This is a genomic window from Methylocystis sp. IM3 (assembly GCF_038070105.1).
Classification (GTDB): domain Bacteria; phylum Pseudomonadota; class Alphaproteobacteria; order Rhizobiales; family Beijerinckiaceae; genus Methylocystis.
This window is the reverse complement of sequence record NZ_JBBPBZ010000002.1, coordinates 1,383,830-1,406,281: the sequence shown is the minus strand read 5'-3', so window position 1 is coordinate 1,406,281 and position 22,452 is coordinate 1,383,830. Positions and strand designations below refer to the sequence as shown.

The following is a 22,452-nucleotide window of genomic DNA, read 5'->3' as shown; positions in this document are numbered from 1 at the left end:
TTCCGCCGGTCGAGACGCATATCCCGGTGGTTTTCGGCTTGCGGCGCCGCCCGCGCAACGCCGCGGCGCCATGAAGTTCGCCGGTGCGCCCTGAGCCCAAGGCCCGCGGCCCGAAATGGGCGGCCGCCCGTCTTTCCCCCTTGCAGCGCTTGCCCCCTTGCAGCCCTCGGTCCGGTCTCGCGGGCGGCGCTTGCCGACGCCTCTGCGCGAGACCATCTCCTGATCAACCAGGCAATCTGAAAAAAAGGGGCGCGGCCATGGCCGTTCTTCGCCGCATTCGCATCATCCTGATTGTTTTGACTGGCCTCGCCGCCGGCGTCTCGTGGGGCGCTCTCGAGCAAAGCCCGCAAACCCGCGAATGGCTCTCCGACCCTGGCTGATTCTGCGCCCCCGGGCGCCGAGAAAGGCCGCGCCGCACAGCTCGCAAAACCACCATGGCCCCTATTTGGTCCAAGACGCAGTTCCGCGCGGCGGGACTGGCCTTAATCAGCTAGGGAGGAGCCTCGATGCTTCGTAAACTTTCCCTTTGCGCGGCGCTGCTCGGCGGCGTCTTCATGCTTCCGAGCGCAGCGCCGGCGCATGAACACGGCGGCTGGCGGGACCGAGATCGCGATTACAGCATGCGCGATATGGACCGGGATCGGGATTGGAGTCGAGACAGGGACTGGAGTTACCGCCATGACCGCGGGCGGCATTATGGATGGGAGCGCGGCAACCACTATGGGTGGGGACGCGGCGAACGATCGTGGGATCGGGACCGGGATCTTGATCGCGACCGTAACTCCGGCCGAGAAGACAGAGACTACAGGGATTAACCGCCGCCGACCGGCGCCCTGGCTCGTCGCCTGAAACCGAGCAATCCGGAAAATCGCCAGGGGCCGGCCGCGGTCGGCGTCACTTTCTGCCGCAGCCGCCGGCTCCCTGGCGATAATCTCAGGCGGCGTCCTGCGACCGCGTCTTCAATTTTGCGCCCGCCGAGCGAAGCTGGGCGCTCGCCCAATGGGCCGAAGACACAGCGCGACCCTTGGCCGCCTCGAGATATTCTTCGAGATCTTTACGGACCCGGTCAAGCTCGATCTGCGCAAGCCGCGAGCGGGCCTTGCCCTCCAAAACGCGGAAGCCCATCCCGGCTTGCGCGAAAGCCGCCTCGCCCAGTTCGCCCAAATGGCGCCGGAGTTCGGGGTCGCTAAACTTTTTCGCCAGCAGGGCGAGAAGTTCAGCGGCCTTGCTCACGCCAGCTTGGCCATATGCCTTCGCCTCGGACGCCAATGCCCTTGCCTGGCTGCATGTCGCCTCCGACAACACATTGGCCCTGATCAGCGCATAGACGCGGGCGTTCGATCTCGTCAGCTCAGATTCGAGCCGCCAGACCGCGTATTCCTGCCGTTTGAGCTCACGAATGGCGTCGCCATGCAGCTCCCGAACGACCGCCAGTTCGCGCTCCATTTTCTCGATGTGACTTTTGATGGCGTCAACAGTGCGGAAAGAGAAACGACCGGCTTCGAGATTGGCCAAGGCGGCCTCAACTTGCATTTCATTGGACATGGGCACGCTCCACCGCTGGGAAAGAACATATTGCAGTGCACGCGGTTAAAGTTTTGCTTACTACGAACGGGAGGACGGTTGAGGTTGCGGCTCCGCTGAAGCCTCTCCGACCTCGAACGCCTCGTCGATCGGCACGCCAAGCGCCGTCACAAGTCGATTTGTCTCGGAAGCCATGCCGATAACGGCGAGCAACTCGTGGTATTCCGCGGCCGACATGCCCTTCGCTCGGGCGCCCGCTGTGTGGGAATGCACACAATATGGGCACCCATGAGCGACTGACACGGCGATATAGATCATCTCCTTCACTTTGGGATCGAGCGCGCCAGGCGCCATAATCGACTTCAGGCTTTCCCACGTCCGAGCGAGCGTCTGCGGATCGTGGGCCAGCGCACGCCAGAAATTGTTGACGAATTCGCTCTTTCGTGTTGCGCGAATGTCATCGAAAACCGCTTTCGCCTCCGGGGAGAGCTCTGAATCGGCGAGTAACTGTACTGTAGCCATGGTCGTCCTGATCGGATTGTTGGTCGGGCCCCCGATCATCGCCGCTTCGCCGCTGATCGCAAAGGCCCAAGGGGCTCACCTCAAGTGTCGCCCACCGGGCAGCAGCTCAACCGGCAAGGCGGAGCCTGTGACAGAAAGTCCCGCGATCACCAACTTTTTGCGCCCCCGAAGCGTTTCATACCCGGCCCTTTGAGCTACTTCAGCAGCGGAGTTCGGCGAATGGCGCGCTTCATGTTCAGCACAGGCATAGAAAACAGCAGCCCGACCATAGAAAACGGCCGAAAACGTATCGATGAGATGGCGGCTAGCAGGCACTATGAGTGCTGGCGGGAGGATTTCGCACTGGTTCAGGAGGACCTCGCGGTGCGAACCCTTCGATACGGACTCCCCCTCTATAAAGTATTCCTGGGTCCAGGCCGTTTCGACTGGGAGTTTTCCGACCTCACATTCGGCGACCTCAAAGCCAGGAAAATCATCCCAATTGCCGATCTGTGCCATTTCGGCGTTCCCGACTGGATCGGCAACTTCCAGAATCCTGATTTCCCGCATCTCTTCGCATCATATGCGAGAGCATTCGCGGAACGGTTCCCCTGGGTGCAGCTTTATACGCCCGTAAACGAGATGTACGTTTGCGCGACCTACTCAGCCGCCTATGGCTGGTGGAACGAGCAACTCCGCAGCGACCAAGGCTTCGTTACGTCCCTGAAAAACATCGTCAAGGCGAACATCCTTGCAATGCACTCGATTCTCGCCGTGAGACCCGACGCCATTTTCGTCCAGAGCGAGTCTTCGGAATATAATCACGCGGACAATCCGAAAGCCATTCCACCCGCGGAATATCTGAACGAACGCCGCTTTCTCTCACTGGACTTGAATTACGGAAACCACGTCAATTCCGAGATGTATCGTTTTCTGCGCGACAACGGGATGACCGACGAAGAATACAAATTCTTTATGAGCGAGCACCTGAAGAGCCACTGCATCATGGGGAACGATTATTATGAAAGGAACGAACACAGCGTCGACGAGCATGGCGTCACCGCCGCCGCCGGCGAAATTTTTGGGTACAACGAGATCACGCGCCAATATTACGAGCGCTACCGTTTGCCTGTCATGCATACAGAGACGAACACCTGCCAAGGCCCGCGGGGCGATGAAGCGGTTCGGTGGCTACGGAAAGAGTGGTCCAATGTTTTGAGAGTCCGCAACAGCGGCATGCCCATCGTTGGATTTACATGGTACTCCCTGACCGACCAAGTTGACTGGGACATCGCCTTGCGGGAAGACAGGGGGCGGGTCAATCCGCTTGGCCTCTATGATCTCGACCGGAAACCGCGACCGGTCGGACTGGCCTATAAGCAATTGATCAAGGACTGGCGAGAAGTCCTTCCTGCCCAGAGCGTTTGTCTGACAGTTCCGCTAGCGGATTATCCGCCTCCCACCAGGGTGAGCGAACAGCAGGAGCAGGCGGAGAGCCCATGACTGAACCAGAAATCCAGGCGCGAAGAGTGCGGGGTCTTGCCTACTCTGCCGGAACCGCCGCGCCCGACCAATCTTGCGCCTGCACGCATCCGAGCAGAAGCTGCGTGAGATAAATTTTCTGCTCCCAACCACCCTCCTCCCTGACGACAATATATCGCGACTCGTTTCTGGCTATCTCCACGAGCTGGTTTCGGAGAAAGGCTACGGCGACCTCCTCTGTGGCGAACCCCGCGTAGAGCTGTCGGACGCCGAGTTTGTTGTAGGAAGAGACGGGGTACACTGCCGACCGTCCTTATTGTCAAAGGCTGCACCCGCACGCCAAACCCGCTGACATTCAAAAGCAACCCCTATTCAGGTCTTCCTTCTTGCCTTTCTGACGCGCCACCGGCTTCAGTTCGCCCTCGGCGGTAACTTTGAACGCGATCCCACGCCAGTGTATCCAAGTCGCGCCGAAGCTTGCCCAATAAGCAATGCAGGAGAAGACCTCGCTAAAGGGGAGCAGACCGTAACGCTGACGGGGCAGCGAGAAAGATCGTTGAACTGCTATACAGAGAAGCGCCCGCAAACCGAGGGCGCACGCTGCCAACGCCAGAGCGTTCGGGCCATATGCGATCATCCCGACCAAGGCGAGAGGGAAGGGATGCGTAATAAAGGCTCCAGCATATCCGACAGGGTCAATGCATCTCACCGTCCTCGCCGCTCGCAGCTCTTTTGAGAGAACCGATCTGAAACTATTAGCGAAACAGTGATGTTTCACTGTGAATCCAGGTATGACGACCTCATACCCTGCCAGACGAATTGACCTCCCAACTTCGTAATCGTCGGCCAAATGCTTTCCGTAACGCTCAAATCCCCCGATCGTCTGTAATGTGCCCCTTCGAATGGCGATTGTTGATCCGCAACAGGGCTTCGCAAGGTCAAAGGTGACAGCAAAAATCATGTCGGGAAGAAAGTGACTATTTATAGCGAGAGCCTCGAAATCAGACCAGACGCCTCCTGAAGCCACGCCGTGATAAAGGCAGCTGACACACCCAATCTTACTTTCATGCAGATGAGACGTTACTCTCGACAGATAATCGATATCGACCTCTATATCGCTGTCCGATACGATCAGAATCTCATGCCGGGCCTGATCGACGATGTTCACAAGATTTGAAATTTTGCGGTTGGGTCCATGCTCCATGGCGTTCACGACCGTCTCTACTGACGTCCCCTTTTTTTTCCTGAGACGACGGACGTGGTCTAGGGCTGCATCTGTGTCTTCTCTGACACCGCAAATCATTTGTACAGCGCCGTGATAGTTTTGCTCGAAATAGCTGAGGAGCCTTTCCGCCAGGCCCGGTTCATCACCATGCAAAGGCTTGAGAATGCTGACTGGTTCCCCGAGCGCTGGGTACGGCCTCGGCTTAGTGGGAAACGCAATTACCGCAAGGAGTGAAATGACGAGGTACACGCAGCCAATGCATGCCCCAGATGCGCACACCATGGATAGAAGGCTGATCCACTCCCACATTCATGTTACCTGCGTATGAATCTGCTCCTGCAGTCCAACAGCCCACCAAGCGCCGCAACCGGATTTGCACCTACGCGCCGAACTTACGTTCCAGTGTTTGTCTCGATAGATATACGAGCGTGCGATCGCGCCATAATGTATCTGCTCTAATCGCACTTGGATTCCGTCTCATTACCAGGAACGTAACCAGGATGTTCTCCCCAAACCTGTGTAGCGTCTCCCCTGCGGACAGCGGCTTCTTTTGCGCCAGCGTTTCAAACCCGTATTTCGCAGCCATTCGAGCAAGCTGCTCTGAACGACGACTGGCTCCGAGACTCATGTTGCCGCGGATTGCCTTAACGTCAGAAAGATCATCATGCGATGCCAGATGGTGAGCGAGTTCGGATAAGGAAACATCGAGGCAGTGTTCGATTCGCCTGGCATAGGCGAGAGTGGGTCGGCCATCGGGAATCAATGGAACGTGCTCATTCCAAAAATGGAGATCAACGAGCCGCTCGCCGGCGCGTACCAGAGTTCCGTCCTCCAGCAGAAACTCCTCATCGTTCACAATGAGTTGCAATCGGAACAAACAATCCGGTGAACTGGAGTATTCAGTGACCTGCAATCGACGGCGCAAATGACGGTCCAGCGCATCAATCAGAGGGGCCAGAACGGCAAACCACCGATGTGCATCCCGCTTGGCCCTGATATCAGTCCTCAACGGCATGTCAGTCAGGATATATGCCCGACATATGTTCGCCATCCGTAATTACCGCAGGATGCGATTGCCCTGCGCTAAATCCAACTAGTAAAGATACTGATATGCGCGCGTCCACGGCCGAGGCGCTGGCCTGCCATCTTTTGGCTTCAAAGCCAGAATCTGCGCGACCGACAGCCAGCCACGTTCGAACGCATAAGCCATCCCGGGGAGATAAACCCGCCAGATCCGGTAGACTTCCGGCCCCGCGGCCTCGATCGCGCTTTCCTTGTGCCGTTCGAGCCTTTCTGACCAATCGAGAAGCGTCCGAACATAATGGGGACGAAGGTCTTCAATATCCAGAATTTCGAGTCCCGCGCTTGAAATCTCTCTTGCGAGAGTTGAAAGCGTCGACACCGAACCGCCCGGGAAAACATATCGCTCGATGAATTCCCCACCACTCGGCCCAGGCTGCCCACCCGTGCTGACTATGCCATGATTCAGGAAAACTCCACCCGGCTTGAGCAGCATCGCCATTTTGCTGAAATATGTAGGAAGCGCAGCTGCGCCGACGTGCTCGTACATCCCAACAGAAACCACTTTATCGAACAGGCTACATTCATCCAATTCCTTGAAATTTTTGATCGCCAGGTCGACCTTCCCGTCGAGATGGGCGAGTCTTATTTTGGCTTCCTCGAACTGGCGTTCGCTCAACGTGATTCCTGTTCCGATCGTTCCATGCCGCTCAGTCGCCCATTGCAAAAGCGCGCCCCACCCGCACCCTACATCTAACAGCTTTTCGCCAGGCTTGAGCATCAGCTTCCGACAAAGATGCGAGAGTTTCTGCTCTTGCGCCAAGTCGATGTCATCGTCGTCGTTCTGATAATAGGCGCATGAATAGACGAGCCGCTTGTCCAGCCAGAGTTTGTAAAACTCATTCGAAACGTCATAATGACGCCTGACATTGGCCGCTTCCTGCGCCATGGACATGCGGCGGGACGCAAATCTCGTCATGAATTTCATGAGTCCCGCCGCGCGAGATTTTTCCAGTTTTTCACAGAGACAGACGCCGACATTTATAATGTCACGGGGACGTCCCTCCACTGCAAGCGATCCATTTACATAAGCATCTCCGAGTTTTTCAAAGTCTCCCTGCATGAGCGCTCCCAAAACTCGCGGCGAAGTAATTCGGATAACAACTTCCGGCTGGCTCGAAAAATCAAAGAGATCCCCATCCCAAAATGCCAAACGCAGTGACGGCTGCGGGTCCGCAAACATTGTTCTGAGATAGGATAACGCTTGAACCTTTATAGACACAGATTGCACCTCCCGCCTGTTAGGGATAGACGCGACCTTTCCATTCAAACCGACGCCTGAAATGACGGAACAGACTATCGACCGCAATCAGAGCGCCGAGTGAATATCCAAGTGGAAACAGGAGTCCGTACCAAAGCGGAATAGCGAAAAAGCGCGCGCCCGCGAAATGAAGTCCGAAGGCGGCTCCCGAACTGGCAAGCGCAAGACCGAGTGCGCCACAGGCAAGTGGCGCCCCTCGAGCACATCCCCATGCGTCCAGGAGCGGTATGGCGATAGCAGCCCAGGCAAGGACGACAGCGCCAAATGCAATCCAGGTCGTGCGCAGCTTCCCCCCGAATGTTTCGACTAAGTTTTTCGCCAGGCCGATCTTCATAGAAGACCAATCGCGGTACATCCGACTCGAGAGAAGTTCGCGCCCGCCGAAAAGCGCAATGCGCCTCCCATGCTGCTTGAACTGTCGCGCCAACGCCAGGTCTTCGCAAATCGCGTCGGAAACAGCCCTGTGACCGCCAACTGCATAGTATGCTTCCGCGCGAACAAGTAAGAATTGCCCCGTGACGCTCGTGTCTCTGCATTCGTCTGTTCGTAACCTCTCAAAATCTTGGCAGAAGGAGAGGCAATAGAGTCCGCAGGGTAGGACAAGACGCTCCGTCCATGTTCCCAATATCTGCTTTGGGGCGAGCGAGAGCAGGTCGACCGACTGGGCCTCGGCGTGCTGCAAGGCGGCGGCAAGAAGCTCGGGCTCCGCCACGACATCTGCATCGATAAAGCATAACCACTCGGGCGGATCGTCAATATCTCGCGTCGCACCAACCCAGCAGGCATGGCATTTCCCTACCCAACGTGGGGGGAGCGGTGGACTGGCGACAACGCTGAAACCCGCGTGTGGCGAAGCTGCGGCGCGCGCAATCTGGGCAGTATCATCGTTTGAATGATCATCAACAATCCGAACCACACGTTTCCCGCTCGGATAAGTCTGACGAGTAAGCCCTTCGATGCACGCGGAAATGTTAAGTGATTCATTGCGTGCCGGCACTATTACGAGGATTCGCGCGGTTGGCGGGTCTGAATCCGAATCCACCGGCTGCACCTCTTCGAAAAGGTTGCGCTGGGCTATCGCTCGATGAATCAAAACAGCGACAGCCGCGGACCATAGGCAGGTGACGACAAGCTCCATCCGTTCCCCCGTCCTGCGAGGGAAAGGAACGATCTCCCCGTCAAATAGTTCCAGTCTCCAACACTCGTGAACACATCCCGCGCCGGACCCATTCTCGGCGTCAGCTACAGGGAAAATCGCTTCCTGGCCGATGCCCAATAGAACATAAAGAGGGGGCGAGAAGCATGACGAACGCGGATTTCGCGAAGAGATCTGCGATCTTTATTGCATTAGCTCTGACGCCGATACTCATCTGGTCTCTTTTCGACGTCATTCTCATCATCATTGGCGCTCTGTTGATCGCGACTTTGCTCGACATCGGAACCTATCCGTTTCGACGCATCCATGTGCCGCGACCACTGGCTCTGCTTGCGTCTGGCCTTCTTATCCTCGGCATATTGGGCGGCGCCGGATATCTGTTTGGCGCGAGCGTCTCCTCCGAGATGCAAGATATTTTGCAACGTATCGAGCAAGCAAGACAAAGCATCGAGAAGGAGGTGCATGCGTCGCCTATCGGAGAATTTCTGATCTCGCACATCAAGAGCTCTAATGTTCCAGTTGCCGAGCTGGTAGGCGGCCTTTTTCGAATAAGCGCAACCTTCGTTCTAGCAGTCCTGGTCACAATTTTCGCAGGGATATACCTCGCAGCCCAACCCGCGCTCTACCGTGACGGCGTGAGCATGCTTTTTCCCCTCAAGTCTCGGGAAGAAGTCAATGAGACTATCGATCATCTTGCCGACGGCTTGAGACTGTGGCTTCTGGGCCAGCTTTTTCAAATGGCGATTATTGGCGTGCTCTCTGGATTCGCTGTTTGGCTCATTGGCCTTCCCTCCCCCCTGGCGCTCGGCGTCATCGCGGGGGTAACTGAATTCGTTCCGTATCTGGGTCCTATCGTCGCCGCAATCCCGGCTGTCCTGGTCGCTGTGACTTTAAGCCCAACCGCCATTGCCTGGACGATCGCGGCTTATGTGTTGATTCACCAGACAGAGGGCCACCTCGTTACTCCTCTGATCCAAAGGCAGATGGTTTATATTCCGCCTGCCGTCATACTCTTCGGCATCGCTGCAATAAGTTCCCTCTTCGGCCTCGCGGGGACGATTTTTGCAGCGCCATTGACTGTCTCTCTGTTCGTATTGATCAAAAAGCTTTACGTACGGGATTCGCTGGGAGAAGCGACGGCGCTTCCTGGCGAGGAAGAAATTGGATCGTCCGATGGGAGCAGTTCTCTGCGCTGACCGAAGAAATCGCGGCATATTTTGACAGGCGCAAGGAGGATCCAGCCGTCATCGCCGTCATCGCCCTCATCTCGAGCCCAAGGGGCGATGTCACACAAAGTCAGACATCGGGAAAATTGCGCGTGAATGGGGGCTGCGGCAAGGCCCGTGCGCCGATTGCTGCGATATGTCGCGAGAAACATGGGAACAGAGATAATGGACATTGGCGTCGATGGGCGGGGGACCGGCGCTCCGGCTGGATATGAAGGGCGCGGGCTCGGCGGCATGGAGCCGGAGCGCCCACACGGCGCCTTCATGGCGGCTCTTCTGGCGATTGCGCTGACGACTTTCTTCGCGATACTGTCCGCTGCGGCGCTCTTCCTTGTCGGGGAGGCCGCCCTGGCCCTGATCAGGGGTATGGATGACCTGCGCCTGGACTGGCGTAACGGCGACACGATTGTGGCCGTGCTGGCCTTCACTGCAACCTATTTCGTCGTGGCGATCGGCAAGCTGCCTGGTTTCCAGCTCGACCGCGCCGGCGCGGCGCTCCTTGGCGCGAGCGTGATGGTGGGGGCCGGCGTGCTCTCGCTAGACGAAGCCTATCGAGCCATCGATCTCGATACGATCACGCTGCTTCTCGGTATGATGATCGTGGTCGCCAACCTCCGCCTTTCCGGCTTCTTCCGGCTGACGAGCGATTTTGTGGTGGCGCGCGCCAGGCATCCGCTGCTGCTTCTCGCGGCGATCGTGATGGTCTCCGGGGCGTTCTCGGCCTTCCTGGTCAATGACACGATCTGCCTCGTCATGGCGCCGGTCGTCCTCGACCTCGTCAGGCGGCTCGAACGCAACCCCGTTCCCTATGTGCTGGCCATCCCGATGGCCTCCAACGTCGGGAGCACGGCGACGATCACGGGCAACCCGCAGAACATGATGATCGGCTCCTTCTCGGGCATCTCTTATGGCGCCTTCGCCGGCGCCCTCTGGCCAGTGGCTCTCGTGGGGATGCTTTCGACGATCCTCCTAATCGCCCTCGCCTACCGCCGCGAATTTCTGACGCGAGACGCGCTGCCGGAAATCAGGCCGCCGCAGACCCGCTACCATGGACCCTTGATTTTGAAAGCCGTCGCCGTGACTGTGGCGATGATGGCTCTCTTTTTCGCCGGTCAGCCCGTGGCCAAGGTCGCCATCGTCGGCGGCGCGTTTCTGCTGCTCACGCGCAAGGTCAAATCCGACAAGGTCTACCGGGAGATAGACTGGCCCCTGCTGCTCATGTTCGTAGGTCTCTTCGTGGTCGTCGCAGGCCTGGAGAGAGTTGTCATCACTCCCGATCTCGTCGCCGCTGTCGGGCGGCTCGACCTCGGCGCGCCGGCGACCCTCGCGACGATCGCGGCGGTCCTGTCCAATGTCGTCAGCAATGTTCCCGCCGTCCTCGTCCTGAAGCCCTTCGTAGCAAGTTTGAGCGACCCCAAAAAAGCCTGGCTCGTGGTCGCCATGGCCTCTACGCTTGCCGGCAATTTCACGCTCGTCGGCTCCATCGCCAATCTGATCGTCGCACAGAAAGCCAAGGCGCAGGGGGTCGACCTTGGCTTCTGGGCCTATTTCAAAATTGGAGCGCCGTTGACGATTGCAACGCTCGGCTTCGGAGTGTGGTGGCTTTAGGCGCGGCCAAAGGCGTCCATGAATCCTCTCTGGTGGACGCCCCTTCATTTCGCAGAATTCATGGCCCTGACCGGAAAAATGCGCTAGAGCTTGCCTGGATCGCGGTGCGCTAAGGGAAAGGCGTCCTAATTGCAAAAGATTAAAGACGAGCTGCTACCTCTCACCAGCATACGTTTCGTGGCGGCTTTGTATGTCTTCGTATTTCACATACATATGAACTGGCCATTGACTGGCCCAGGCCATCTGAGCTCCGTTTTATTGCAAGGCGCTGTGGGAATGTCGATTTTCTTCATTCTCTCGGGCTTTATCCTGGCGCACCGATACAGCCAATCAGATTTTGGCCTGAGAGGCTACGCCCTGAGCCGCTTTGCCCGGATTTACCCAGTATATATTGCAGCTGCGGTTATAACGACGCCATGGCTGATCATATCATTGGCGCGCACCTCTCAGGACGCCGCACATTTTGGCTTGAAAAGCTTCTGCCTGTTGATCTCGAATGTCTTTCTGGTCCAGGCCTGGTTCCCGCAGATGTTTACCTACTGGAATGATGGAGGCAGCTGGTCAATTGCGACGGAAGCGTTTTTTTACACATTATTTCCCGCTGTTCTCTACGCGGTCAGGAGACTTGGAAAGAGAGAGATCACTTTTGTCGCCTTGGCCGCATATGTATTTTCCTCTTCGATAGCCCTCGTCTTTTTCTCTTTTGAAGAAAAGCCCGTTCCAGCGGTGCAGATTTTTTACGCCATGCCCATTTTCAGGTTTCCAGAGTTTCTAATTGGCGTTTGCGCGTATTTTTTAAGCAAGGATCTGGAATTGATCAAGAAAAGCGATGCTTATATTGTTGCATTGATAGCAGTGACAATTGCGTATCTGTCCTTTTTCCAGAACGCGACGCCTTTCTACATCACTCACAACTGGCTAGTTGTTCCGGTTATTGCCTGCCTCCTGGTTTTACTTGCCAAAGGACAAGGCGTCATCCCCAGGCTGATGAGCGCGAGGGCGTTCGTTTTCGGGGGGAGAGTCAGCTACTGCTTTTACTCCTTCCAGACGTTCATGATCCTGTTCTTGCTGAGTTGTCACGATTTTCTCGTTGCCAGGATCGGCGTGCTCGCGGACAATCGTATCCTGCTCTGCGTTGCCTTTATACTCCTGATGACGATCTCCATCCTCGGTTATTTCTACATTGAGGAGCCCGCGAGGATCGGCATTATCGCCGGATGGAAGGGAAGGTCTGCTTCTGTCATTTTCCGTGCGCTGAAATCTGTCCTGACTCGATTTATCCGCAGGACGCTAAAATCATGGGCGGCAATGCCCGGCGACGCCTCACGAAAAGGCGCGCGTTTATAATCGAGGCAGATAATGCCCGCTGATCTCAACATCTTGCGACGCGCTTGAAAAGCGCCAGCGAGCTCAGGCGCTTGGCGTGGCCCTGCCCGCTTCGCACGGATAAGGTTGTTGCGAAAACAAAAATAACATGCGAAAGTGTCGCGGACAAATAACGCGGAATGAACTAAGTGATCGACAAGTGCCAGATCATCAACTTCCCCATTATTACTGATGCGCGAGGCAATCTCACATTTATCGAGGGAGGAAAGAATCTTCCTTTCGAGATAAAGAGGGTTTATTATTTATATGATGTGCCGGGCGGAGCGGAAAGAGGAGGGCACGCTCACAAGGAGCTCCAGCAATTGATCATCTCGATGGCGGGAAGCTTCGATGTCCTGCTGGATGATGGCAAGGAAAGAAAAATGGTTTCCCTTAACCGGTCTTATCAAGGGCTTTATGTATGCCCCATGATTTGGCGAGAGTTGAGCAATTTTTCATCCGGATCCGTTTGCGTGGTCTTAGCGTCACAATATTATTCCGAAGCCGATTATTTCAGAGATTACGATGCTTTTCTGGCGGCTGTTTCCAGTGGAATAAGCGTTTAAGCGCCGAATGCCGGCAGCGAATTGCGCGGTGGCGGCAAAACCCGCTCACGATATCCGTGTCCGCCTGTCCTTCGGGCGTAAGCGCGCCGGGCCGGCTCTTTTGGACCGGCCCAAACGACGGGCTGATCGACGCCCACGCGACGTCAATGCCGGGCGCGCCCGTAATGATGGCGACCTGTCGCGCTGAGCTCACGATCGACCAGCGGGGCCATTCGCGCCGCGATATAGTCAGATCCCGCCTCATTGGGATGCTCCCCATCGCTCTCCATCAGGCGGGGATTGCCAAAGGCCCCTTCGAGGAAGAACGGATAGAGCGCCACTTTCTCTTGCGCAGCAAGCGTCGGATAGATGGCGTCGAAACGGGGCTTGTAGGTGGGGTCGCGCTTGGGCAGTGAAACCATCCCGGCGAGGATCACCCGCGCACCGACGCCCTTACTGTAACGTACGATCGTGCGAAGGTTTCTGTAGACGACGCCCGGATCGACGTTGGACAGCATATCGTTGCCGCCGAGCTCGACGATCACGACGTCGGCGCCGCGGCTGAAGGCCAGGGGGATGCGATCCAGAGCGACAGAAGTCTCGTCGCCCGCCCGCGAAGTTTTCAGGATCTGAAAGTCGTTGCGACCGCGCAAGTAGAGATGCCTGCGGAGGGCTGAGGCGTATCCTGTTCCCGGTTCCAGGTCGAATCCCGAAGTAAGACTATCCCCGAAGATCAGAACGCGCTTCGGCTGGGCCGACGCCATTTTGGGCGTGAGGCAAAAGAAGACGAAGAGAGACAGAAAGGCTGCAAGGAGACGCGCGGCGCCGCTCATCGAGTCATCCTCCATGGTGACAGGCGATTGCCCTGCAACGGAGGCTAGGGTCGCCTGCCTAGCCGGCAAGCTGGGCGGCGGGCCTGATTGCTCAAGCGCGCTGCAAAACCGCCCCCTCAACGGCATCGGCCATTGGGCGACGCATTTGCTTGCGCGGGGTCGAGAGTTGCGGGATTTCCATGGCGTCGCTCTGGCGCACAGCCCAGGCGACCTTGCTTTTATCGAATCAGACGTTTAAGGCCCTTCATGGCGGCCGCTGTCAGGCCGCTGACATAAAAACGCCCCGACGTATGCAAGCGCGGGGCGTTTTTGCTTTCAGCGCAGCTGTCGGAGCGTCGCCGGGCAGAGGCGACTAGCCTTGGAGTTGAGATGACTGAGATTGTGAGAGACAGCAACGGAACGGAGCTCAAGGATGGCGATTCCGTGACCTTGATAAAAGATTTGAAGGTGAAAGGGACTTCTGTCGTTCTGAAGCGGGGCACCCTCATCAAAAATATTCGTCTGACCGGCGATCCGGCCGAGGTCGAATGCCGCGCCGAGAAGGTCAAAGACCTGGTCTTGCGGACGGAGTTTCTGAAAAAGGCTTAGGCTCGGCTCCCTTACTAAACGCTCCCGCCGGGGCGTTTTTAATTCTGCGCGCACCAACCGCAGAGGCTGGCGGATTGGCCGCCATCACACGACGAGCGGAGGGGGCCTCAGAAATTGTTTGAGCCTTTTCCCGTAGCCCGGCGCCACGGGCGGCCTAGCGCAAGCTCGCGATGACGTCACGCTGCCTGAGTTCAGCAGGACTACCGCTCTCGTGCTTATGTGGCCCTCGCTCGCGTGTCTCGTCTGGCGCGCCCGGCACGATTCGAACGTGCGACCTCTGCCTTCGGAGGGCAGCACTCTATCCAGCTGAGCTACGGGCGCGTTCTTACGAGTCAGCTGTTCCCTTTTACAGGAAGCGGCGGCCGGCCGCAACGTCGGCGCCCTTTCTCACGCGGGAAAGCTCATGCTATCCCCACGCCCTCACGGGAGGACCCGGATGGGAAGCTTTGGAGCCTTGATCGAGGACTGGCTGGAGCGGCTGCGGGCGCGGCGCGACCGTCTGATCGCCGATCCGAATTTTCAACGCCGGTCGCTCGCCAATCCGCTGACGCGCCCGATCGCCCGCCGGCGCGCCCGCGCGGCGCTCGATCTCACGGCCGGCTTCGTTTATTCGCAGGTCCTCTTCGCCTGCGCGCGGCTGAGGCTCTTCGATGTTCTCGCCGCCGGCCCGCTCGCGATTCCGGAGCTTGCCGGCCGGCTCGGCCTGTCCGAGGCGGCGACGCGGCGCCTGCTCGACGCGGCGGCCTCGCTCGATCTCGCCGAGCGGCGCGGCGCTGAGCGCTATGGACTTGGCCAGCTTGGCGCGGCTTTCGCGGGCAATCGCGCCGCCTTGTCTCTCGTCGAGCACCAGCCCCTGCTCTATGCCGATCTTGCCGATCCGGTGGCGCTGCTCAAGGGCGAAAAACGAGCGACGCTCGCCGATTACTGGCCCTATTCCGACCTCGATCGACCCAAGGCGCTCGGGGCCGAGGAGGTCGCGCCCTACAGCGCGCTGATGGCGGCCTCGCAGCCGATGGTGGCGCAGGAAGCGCTCGACGCCTACGACATGACCCAGCACCGGCGCCTGATGGACGTCGGCGGCGGCGAGGGCGTCTTTCTCTGCGCGGCGGCGGCGCGCGCGCCCGATTTGCAGCTCACGCTCCTTGATCTCCCCGCCGTCGCGGAGCGCGGCCGCAGGCGGCTCGAGGCTGCCGGTCTCCTCGGGCGCGCGGAAATCCACGGCGGCGATTTTCTGCGCGATCCGCTGCCGCGCGGCGCCGATGTCGTCACTCTCATTCGCATCGTTCACGATCAGGACGACGAGCGGGCGCTGGCGCTTCTGCGCAATATTCGGCAGGCGCTGGAGCCCGGCGCGACGCTCCTCGTCATCGAGGCCATGTCGGGCGTCAAGGGCGCCGAACCGCTCGACGCCTATTACGGTTTCTATACGCTCGCCATGGGCCGCGGCGAGCCGCGCCGCGTCGAGGAGATCGAGGCGCTCATGCGGCAATCCGGCTTCGGCGGCTTCAAGCTTCTCGCCAATGCGTTGCCGACGCTCACGAGCATTCTGGTCGCCAAGGCGGTTTGATTCGCCCCGCTTCGGGAGAGCGGCGCGCTACGAATGCGCGCGCCGCCAGTCGATGAGCCCTGCCGTCGATCCGTCGAGGCCCGCCGTCGGCGCCGAGGCGTTCTCGACAATGGGCGCCAGCCTGTTCGCGAGCTCCTTGCCGAGCTCCACGCCCCATTGGTCGAAGGGATTGATGTCCCAGATCACGGATTGCACGAAGACCTTGTGCTCATAGAGCGCGACGAGGCGCCCGAGCGTGCGCGGATCGAGCCGGCGATAAAGTAAGACGCTCGACGGCCGGTCTCCCGAAAACACCTTATGCGGCGCGAGGCGCTCGACCTCTTCCTCGGCGAGCCCCTGCCCCCGCAATTGCGCCTTGGCCTCGTCGAGCGTGCGCCCGCGCATGAAGGCTTCGGATTGCGCGAGGCAGTTGGCGAAGAGCAGCGCGTGGTGATGCGCATCGGCGGCCGTCGGCTCGGCGGCGACGAGGAAGTCGATCGGCGTGACGTCCGTTCCCTGATGCAGCAACTGGAAAAAGGCGTGCTGGCCATTGGTGCCGGGCTCGCCGAAAATGACCGGTCCGGTTTCATGCGTGACGAGGCGTCCGTCACGCGTGACGGACTTGCCGTTCGACTCCATGTCGAGCTGTTGCAGATAGGCCGGGAAGCGCGCGAGGCGCTGATCGTACGGGATCACGGCATGGGCGCATCGTTTCATCATGTTGCGGTGCCAGACGCCGATGAGCCCCATCAGAACGGGTATGTTGCGATCGAGCGGCGCCGAACGGAAATGTTCGTCGATGTCGAAGCCGCCGCGCAAGAACTCGGTGAAATGATCCGGGCCGATCGCAATGGCGAGCGCCAGGCCGATCGACGACCAGAGCGAATAGCGGCCGCCCACCCAGTCCCAGAAACCGAAGACGCGCGCCGGATCGATCCCGAAGGCTGCGACCTTGTCGAGTTTGGTCGAGACGGCGGCGAAATGGCTCGCGACCGCTTCTTCGCCCAGCGCCGCGACGAGCCGCGCGCGGGCGCTCGCCGCGTTGGCCATGGTCTCCTGCGTGGTGAATGTCTTTGACGACACGATGAAGAGCGTGCGGGCGAGATCGAGGCCGGCGAGCGTATCGGCGAGATCCGCGCCGTCGACGTTGGAGACGAAATGCGCGCGCGGTCCGCCGTCTGAATAAGGCGAGAGCGCGCGCGCCGCCATGGCGGGGCCGAGGTCAGAACCGCCGATCCCGATGTTGACGACATCCGTGAACGTCTGGCCCGTCGCGCCTGTCGCGGCGCCGCTGCGGATGGCGCGGGCGAAGGCGAAGAGCTTCTCCCGCTCCGCCTCGATCGCGGGACGCATGTCCACGCCGCCGATGACGAGCGGCCGGGCCGAGAGGTCGCGCAGGGCCATATGCATGGCCGCGCGACGCTCGGTGTTGTTTGCCTCCTCGCCGCCAAAGAGCGCATCGCGCCGCGCCTCGAGAGCGCGCGCCTGCGCGAGCGCGACGAGAAGGCGGATCGTCTCGCGCGTGATCTTGTGCTTGGAGAAGTCGAAGAGAAAATCGTCGAGCGCCACGCTGAAATTCTGGAAGCGCGCCGGATCGCCGGCGAAAAGATCGAGCGTCCGCACGTCTTTCAACGTGGGCGCGTGCGTATCTAGCGCAAGAAAAGCAGCGGCGACGGCGTGGGACATCTGGCGTCTCAAATGAAGGCGCAGGCCGAATCGGCCAGGCTCGGGCCAGTAAGATTTAACGTAAAGCGGCGTTTGCCGCAGCGCTAAGAAACCTATCTTATTTTTGACTGTATTGTGACAGCGAGGTGTGGAATTCATCTCGTTCGAATGACGCTTTCATGACTGGAACGCCGATGAAGCACCACATTCCCTTCCTCGACCTGCGCGACGGCGGCCCGATTGCGCACGCCAGGGCGCGGACCGAGGCCGCGGCGGCGCTGCGCGACGCCTGCCTCGGCCGGGTGGCGCCTTTCGGTCGTTTGTGCCTCTCCCCGATCGACAAATTGGCCTCCAACTGGCTGCGCCGCTCCGCGTCGAAATATCGGACCGAGCTCGAGCATGTCGCGGAAATCCTGGGTTTCCCCGGCGCCGTGACGCTGAACATGGCCTATCTCTTCGCCTGCACGACCCAGGCCTATGAGGGGCCGGACGGCTTGCCGCGCATCCGCCGCACGCTCGACTGGCCCTTTCAGGGGCTGGGCCAGGCCGTGGAGATAGCCTGGCAATCCGGCCCGGCCGGCGATTTCTACAACGCCACCTGGCCGGGCGCGGTCGGCGTTCTCACCGCCATGGCGCCCGGCCGCTTCTGCGCCGTCATCAATCAGGCGCCGATGAAACGCCGCACGCGCGGCGCCCTCGGCTTCGCTCTGGACGCCGCGGTCAATCTGCGCGACGCGCTCGCCCTCGAAGGCGGCTGGCCCCCGGATCACCTGCTGCGCTACGCCTTCGAAAGCTGCGAGACATTCGAGGACGCGGTCGCGCTGATCGCGCGCGAGCCGCTGGGGCGCCCGACGCTCTTCACCCTTGCCGGCGTGCGGCCCGGCGAGATCGCGTTGATCGAGCGCACGGAGCGCGAGGCGCGCATTTTCCGCCGGCCGGTCATCGTCGCCAATGACTGGCAGGACCCCAAGCCCGGCTGGCAGGCTCGCATGAGCGAGGCCAATAATATCGCCCGCCGCGACGCGATGCAGGCGGTGGAGCCGGATGCGCCGCTCTTTTCCTGGGTGACCGAGCCGGTGCTGAACCGCCTGACCCGCCTCGCCGTGGAAATGTCGGCCGTGGGCGCCGGCGACTTCGTCGCGCGAGGCTACGAATGTCCCTCGCTCATCCGGGGCGAGCCGCGGGCCGTGACGCAGGATTTCCACCTGCGCGCGACGGCGCCGACGGCCCTCGCCGCCTGATCAGAGCTTCGGCGCCGCCGCGCGCCGAAGCCGGTCGTTGATCGCCTCGCCGAGCCCGCGCTCGGGAATATGCGCGACAGCGACCCGTTCGACGCCGCGCGCGTCGAGATCCCGCAGAAAGGCGAAGAGATTGGCCGCCGCCTCGACGAGATCGCTCTTTGGCGAGAGGTCGAGCACCGTCGCGCCGGGCGGCGCGTTCCCTGAGAGCCTCCCGCCGAAGTCGAGAGCGCCCTCTCCGTCGTAGAGCTCATGGGCTTCGAGCCGCAGCCGGGCGTTGGGGGCGTAGTGCGAGGCCGTCATGCCGGGCGCCGTCACCTCGGCATGCGCCGGGGCGGCGAGCTTCTGGCCGAGCAGCTTTTCGATCGTCTCGCGCGGGATCGCGCCCGGCCGCAGCAGAGCCGGCGTCGGACCGCAAAAGGAGACGATGGTCGACTCGAGCCCCGCCGCGGTGCGGCCGCCGTCGAGAATCATCTCCACCCGGCCCGCGAGGTCCTCGGCCACATGGCTGGCCGTCACCGGGCTGACATGGCCCGAACGATTGGCGGAGGGCGCGGCGATGGGTCGGCCGAGAGCCTCGATCAGCGCCCGCGCGACCGGATGGTCCGGCGCGCGCAGCGCGACACTCGGCAGCCCGGCCCGCGCCAGTTCGCACACCGAGCCCCCCGGCGCCGCCGGAGCGACGAGGGTGAGCGGCCCCGGCCAGAACGCCCGCGCGAGCGCCAGCGCCGCGTCGGGCAACAGCGCCTCCCGGCGCGCCGCCTCGAGATTTGCGACATGGGCGATCAGCGGATTGAAGGAGGGGCGTCCCTTGGCGTCGTAGATGCGCGCCACAGCCCAGCCGCTGGTCGCGTCGGCGCCGAGGCCATAGACCGTCTCGGTCGGAAAGGCGACAAGCCCGCCCTCCCGCAAGATCTCCGCCGCGCGCGCGATCGACGCCGGATCGGCCGGGGCGATCGCAGTCACGTCGCGCGGCCCCGATAGGGCGGCGCGGGGATCGCCATATGGGCGGCGCGCAACGCCTTGGACCAGCTTTCCCGCAGGTCACGGAAATAAGCGTCGCCGGCGTCGATGCGGGTCGAGACTTCGAGCTGGAGCGCGTCCCGCCGCAACAGCGCAATGTCGATCGGCATGCCGACAGAGAGATTGGAGCGGATGGTGGAATCCATCGAAATCAGGCCGATCTTCAACGCGTCATAGAGGTCGCTGTCGTAATTCACGGCCCGGTCGAGGATTGGCTTGCCGTATTTATGTTCGCCGATCTGCAGGTAATTGGTGTCCGGCGTGCATTCGATGCAGTTGCCGGCGGTGTAGATCATGAAGAGCCTCGGCGCGCCGCCGGCGATCTGGCCGCCGAGCAGCAGCGACACGTCGAAGCTGACGCCCGCCGACTGCTCGGCCGAACTGTAAACCTCCATGCGGGCGCGCCGCACCGCCCGCCCGACGAGCTGCGCCGCCTGGAGCATGGTCGGGGCCGTCATCGCGTTTTCGATTTCGCCCGTCTCGGGATTTTCGAACCCCTCGGAAAGGAAATTCACCACCCCCTGGGTGACGGAGAGATTGCCGGCCGTCGCCAGCAACAGCGCGCGCTCTCCGGGGCTTTCGAAGATATGGAGCTTGCGGAACGTCGCAATATTGTCGAGGCCGGCGTTGGTGCGCGTATCGGCGACCAGCACGAGGCCGTCGCGCACCAGAATGCCGCAGCAATAGGTCATGAAGGCTCCCCTGCCGGACGGCGTCCAGCCCGCCCCGTTCGGTTCCATGCGGGACCGCGCCCGCCCCGTTTACAAGTTCCGGGCCAAAAGGCACAAGTGCCAGGCCTCACCTTGCCCAGTGGCGAATCATGCGCATCGACGGTCACGACTACAGGACGATATGGCTCGACCCCGACGGCCGGCGAGTCCATGTCATCGACCAGACCCACCTGCCCCATCGCATCGAGATCGCGACGCTGGGCAGCATGGCGGACGCCGCCCGCGCCATCCGCGACATGATCGTGCGCGGCGCGCCGCTGATCGGCGTGACGGGCGCCTATGGGCTGGCGCTGACGGTGGCGACGGACGCGAGCGAGGGCGCCGTCGAGGCCGCCTGTGACACGCTGCTCGCGACGCGCCCGACAGCCGTCAATCTGCGCTGGGCGCTGGAGCGGGTCAAATCCCTGCTGCTCGCGGCGCCGAGCGCCGATCGGGCGGCGCTCGCCTATGCCGAAGCCGGACGGATCGCCGAGGAGGACGTTCTCTGCTGCGCGGCGATCGGCGACCACGGGGCGGCGCTGATCCGCGCGGCGGCGGAAAGAAATCCCGGCCGGCCGGTCAACGTCCTCACCCATTGCAACGCCGGCTGGCTCGCCACCGTCGACTGGGGAACCGCGTTGGCCCCCATTTACAAAGCGGCGCGGGCGGGCGTTCCCCTCCATGTCTGGGTCGACGAGACGCGCCCGCGCAATCAGGGCGCGAGCCTCACCGCCTTCGAGCTCTTGGGCGAGGGCGTGCCGCATACGGTGATCGCCGACAACGCCGGCGGCCATCTGATGCAGCACGGCCTGGTCGATCTCGTCATCGTCGGCACGGACCGCACGACGCGGAGCGGCGACGTGTGCAACAAGATCGGCACCTATCTCAAGGCGCTCGCCGCCCACGACAATGGCGTGCCCTTCTACGTCGCCTTGCCGAGCTCGACCATCGACTGGCGCCTCGCCGACGGCGTCGCCGATATTCCGATCGAAGAGCGCGGCGCCCGGGAGGTGACGCATATCGTCGGCCGCACGGCCGAGGGCGCGGTGACCGAGGTGCAAGTGACGCCCGACGGCTCGCCCGCGCGCAACTTCGCCTTCGACGTGACGCCCGCCCGCTATGTGACGGCGCTCGTCACCGAGCGCGGCGTCTGCCCGGCGACGGAGGACGGATTGCGCGCCCTGTTTCCCGATCTTTCGGTTCAGTCCTTGCGCGGCCCGTAGCTCTTGAAGCGTTCGACCGTGCGGAAGATTTCGTCGTCGGGCAGAATCACGGGCTCCCCCGCCAGGGCGGCGAGATAATAGACCTGCGCCAGCGCCTCGAGCTCCGCCGCCCGCCACAGGGCCTTGCCCAGCTCAGGTCCGACGACGATGGCGCCGTGATTGGCGAGCAGCGCGCCGTCCCGGTCCCGCAACCCCTCCACGACAAGGCGCGACAATTCCGGCGTGCCATATGAGGCGTAGCCGACGCAGGGGACATCCGGGCCGCCAAAGGCCGCGATCATATAATGCACGGCGGGAATGGGGCGCCTCAGCGTCGCCAGAACAGTGGCGTAGGTCGAGTGCATATGCGCGACGGCCCCCACATCCGGCCGCGCCCGATAGATGTCGAGGTGGAAGCGCCATTCGCTCGACGGTGGCAAAGGCCCCTCATAGGCGCCGGCCGTGTCGCCGAGCGGCATGCGGGCGATCATGTCCGGCCGCAACTTCCGGGGCGGAACCCCGCTCGGCGTGACGAGCGCCGCCTCGCCGACGCGAACGGACAGATTGCCCGCGGTTCCGCGATTGAGCCCCAGCCGCTCGAGCTCCAGGGCTCCCGCCACGATCTGCGCCCGCGCGTCGCCTTCCGTCATCTTCCCTCTCCCGGCCGGCGATAT

At 61.1% G+C, this 22,452-nt stretch carries 22 protein-coding genes and 1 tRNA gene; 10 read left to right on the top strand and 13 right to left on the bottom strand.

Going from position 1 to position 22,452, the window contains the following annotated elements:
* The first annotated feature begins 257 nt into the window (after nucleotides 1-257).
* Nucleotides 258-380 carry a hypothetical protein gene (locus WOC76_RS08655; protein ID WP_341107563.1) on the top strand — a complete coding sequence of 41 codons (123 nt, stop codon included), beginning with the start codon at nucleotides 258-260 and terminating at the stop codon, nucleotides 378-380.
* Between the two features lie 553 nt (nucleotides 381-933).
* On the opposite strand, the gene WOC76_RS08650 is transcribed toward WOC76_RS08655, so the two are convergent.
* Together WOC76_RS08650 and WOC76_RS08645 are read right to left on the bottom strand one after the other, a co-directional pair.
* Nucleotides 934-1,545, bottom strand: a complete 612-nt coding sequence (locus WOC76_RS08650; RefSeq protein ID WP_341107567.1) for a hypothetical protein — start codon at nucleotides 1,543-1,545, stop codon at nucleotides 934-936.
* Nucleotides 1,546-1,605: 60 nt separating this feature from the next.
* Entirely contained in the window at nucleotides 1,606-2,046 is a 441-nt protein-coding gene (locus tag WOC76_RS08645) for a carboxymuconolactone decarboxylase family protein (protein WP_341108813.1), read from the bottom strand.
* Between the two features lie 219 nt (nucleotides 2,047-2,265).
* Between WOC76_RS08645 and WOC76_RS08640 the strand changes: the two genes are divergently transcribed.
* On the top strand, nucleotides 2,266-3,528 hold the full coding sequence (locus WOC76_RS08640) for a family 1 glycosylhydrolase (protein ID WP_341107569.1): 1,263 nt from the start codon (nucleotides 2,266-2,268) through the stop codon (nucleotides 3,526-3,528).
* Nucleotides 3,529-3,568: 40 nt separating this feature from the next.
* On the opposite strand, the gene WOC76_RS08635 is transcribed toward WOC76_RS08640, so the two are convergent.
* From WOC76_RS08635 to WOC76_RS08615, 5 genes are all read right to left on the bottom strand, one after another.
* Complete coding sequence (locus tag WOC76_RS08635; RefSeq protein ID WP_341431376.1) at nucleotides 3,569-3,808, bottom strand: hypothetical protein; 240 nt, start codon at nucleotides 3,806-3,808, stop codon at nucleotides 3,569-3,571.
* A gap of 54 nt (nucleotides 3,809-3,862) precedes the next feature.
* The gene (gene hpnI, locus WOC76_RS08630) at nucleotides 3,863-5,014 is read right to left on the bottom strand and encodes a bacteriohopanetetrol glucosamine biosynthesis glycosyltransferase HpnI (protein ID WP_341431553.1); all 1,152 of its coding nucleotides are present in this window, start codon (nucleotides 5,012-5,014) and stop codon (nucleotides 3,863-3,865) included.
* A gap of 97 nt (nucleotides 5,015-5,111) precedes the next feature.
* Nucleotides 5,112-5,741 (bottom strand): YkoP family protein, encoded by a 630-nt coding sequence (locus WOC76_RS08625; RefSeq protein ID WP_341107572.1) that lies wholly within the window; start codon nucleotides 5,739-5,741, stop codon nucleotides 5,112-5,114.
* A gap of 84 nt (nucleotides 5,742-5,825) precedes the next feature.
* Nucleotides 5,826-7,034, bottom strand: coding sequence for a class I SAM-dependent methyltransferase (locus WOC76_RS08620; RefSeq protein ID WP_341107574.1), 1,209 nt, complete (start codon nucleotides 7,032-7,034; stop codon nucleotides 5,826-5,828).
* A gap of 19 nt (nucleotides 7,035-7,053) precedes the next feature.
* Entirely contained in the window at nucleotides 7,054-8,211 is a 1,158-nt protein-coding gene (locus WOC76_RS08615; protein ID WP_341387993.1) for a glycosyltransferase, read from the bottom strand.
* 164 nt (nucleotides 8,212-8,375) lie between these two features.
* Between WOC76_RS08615 and WOC76_RS08610 the strand changes: the two genes are divergently transcribed.
* The 4 genes from WOC76_RS08610 (at nucleotide 8,376) to WOC76_RS08595 (ending at nucleotide 12,994) form a co-directional block, all read left to right on the top strand.
* A complete protein-coding gene (locus WOC76_RS08610) occupies nucleotides 8,376-9,425 on the top strand; it encodes an AI-2E family transporter (RefSeq protein WP_341431375.1) in 1,050 nt (349 codons plus the stop codon).
* A gap of 396 nt (nucleotides 9,426-9,821) precedes the next feature.
* Entirely contained in the window at nucleotides 9,822-11,063 is a 1,242-nt protein-coding gene (locus WOC76_RS08605; RefSeq protein ID WP_445730675.1) for an anion transporter, read from the top strand.
* A gap of 129 nt (nucleotides 11,064-11,192) precedes the next feature.
* Complete coding sequence (locus tag WOC76_RS08600) at nucleotides 11,193-12,410, top strand: acyltransferase family protein (protein ID WP_341431374.1); 1,218 nt, start codon at nucleotides 11,193-11,195, stop codon at nucleotides 12,408-12,410.
* 167 nt (nucleotides 12,411-12,577) lie between these two features.
* Nucleotides 12,578-12,994 (top strand): sugar 3,4-ketoisomerase, encoded by a 417-nt coding sequence (locus WOC76_RS08595; protein ID WP_341107580.1) that lies wholly within the window; start codon nucleotides 12,578-12,580, stop codon nucleotides 12,992-12,994.
* A 143-nt stretch (nucleotides 12,995-13,137) separates the two neighbouring features.
* On the opposite strand, the gene WOC76_RS08590 is transcribed toward WOC76_RS08595, so the two are convergent.
* A complete protein-coding gene (locus WOC76_RS08590) occupies nucleotides 13,138-13,806 on the bottom strand; it encodes an arylesterase (protein WP_341107583.1) in 669 nt (222 codons plus the stop codon).
* Between the two features lie 369 nt (nucleotides 13,807-14,175).
* Here WOC76_RS08590 and WOC76_RS08585 point away from each other — a divergent pair, with 369 nt between their 5' ends.
* A complete protein-coding gene (locus WOC76_RS08585) occupies nucleotides 14,176-14,394 on the top strand; it encodes an alkylphosphonate utilization protein (protein WP_341107584.1) in 219 nt (72 codons plus the stop codon).
* A gap of 244 nt (nucleotides 14,395-14,638) precedes the next feature.
* Here the strand turns inward: WOC76_RS08585 and WOC76_RS08580 are convergent.
* Nucleotides 14,639-14,715: transfer RNA gene (locus WOC76_RS08580), tRNA-Arg, on the bottom strand.
* Between the two features lie 115 nt (nucleotides 14,716-14,830).
* On the opposite strand from WOC76_RS08580, the gene WOC76_RS08575 reads away from it, so the two are divergent.
* Nucleotides 14,831-15,961: a methyltransferase gene (locus WOC76_RS08575; protein ID WP_341107586.1), complete on the top strand. Its 1,131-nt coding sequence runs from the start codon at nucleotides 14,831-14,833 to the stop codon at nucleotides 15,959-15,961.
* A gap of 27 nt (nucleotides 15,962-15,988) precedes the next feature.
* Here the strand turns inward: WOC76_RS08575 and pgi are convergent, their stop codons facing one another.
* Nucleotides 15,989-17,626, bottom strand: a complete 1,638-nt coding sequence (gene pgi / locus WOC76_RS08570) for a glucose-6-phosphate isomerase (RefSeq protein ID WP_341387985.1) — start codon at nucleotides 17,624-17,626, stop codon at nucleotides 15,989-15,991.
* A gap of 158 nt (nucleotides 17,627-17,784) precedes the next feature.
* Here pgi and WOC76_RS08565 point away from each other — a divergent pair, with 158 nt between their 5' ends.
* Nucleotides 17,785-18,846 carry a hypothetical protein gene (locus WOC76_RS08565; RefSeq protein WP_341107589.1) on the top strand — a complete coding sequence of 354 codons (1,062 nt, stop codon included), beginning with the start codon at nucleotides 17,785-17,787 and terminating at the stop codon, nucleotides 18,844-18,846.
* On the opposite strand, the gene WOC76_RS08560 is transcribed toward WOC76_RS08565, so the two are convergent.
* Together WOC76_RS08560 and WOC76_RS08555 are read right to left on the bottom strand one after the other, a co-directional pair.
* On the bottom strand, nucleotides 18,847-19,809 hold the full coding sequence (locus WOC76_RS08560) for an L-threonylcarbamoyladenylate synthase (protein ID WP_341387982.1): 963 nt from the start codon (nucleotides 19,807-19,809) through the stop codon (nucleotides 18,847-18,849). It abuts the gene before it with no gap.
* Nucleotides 19,806-20,558 (bottom strand): peptidase, encoded by a 753-nt coding sequence (locus WOC76_RS08555; RefSeq protein ID WP_341108814.1) that lies wholly within the window; start codon nucleotides 20,556-20,558, stop codon nucleotides 19,806-19,808. Before WOC76_RS08555 ends, WOC76_RS08560 begins: the two co-directional genes overlap by 4 nt.
* Nucleotides 20,559-20,686: 128 nt before the next feature.
* Here WOC76_RS08555 and mtnA point away from each other — a divergent pair, with 128 nt between their 5' ends.
* Nucleotides 20,687-21,799 carry an S-methyl-5-thioribose-1-phosphate isomerase gene (gene mtnA / locus WOC76_RS08550; RefSeq protein WP_341107591.1) on the top strand — a complete coding sequence of 371 codons (1,113 nt, stop codon included), beginning with the start codon at nucleotides 20,687-20,689 and terminating at the stop codon, nucleotides 21,797-21,799.
* Here mtnA and WOC76_RS08545 read toward each other — a convergent pair.
* Entirely contained in the window at nucleotides 21,778-22,428 is a 651-nt protein-coding gene (locus WOC76_RS08545; protein ID WP_341107593.1) for a class II aldolase/adducin family protein, read from the bottom strand. The two genes, mtnA and WOC76_RS08545, sit on opposite strands and share 22 nt — an antisense overlap.
* Between the last annotated feature and the right edge of the window lie 24 nt (nucleotides 22,429-22,452).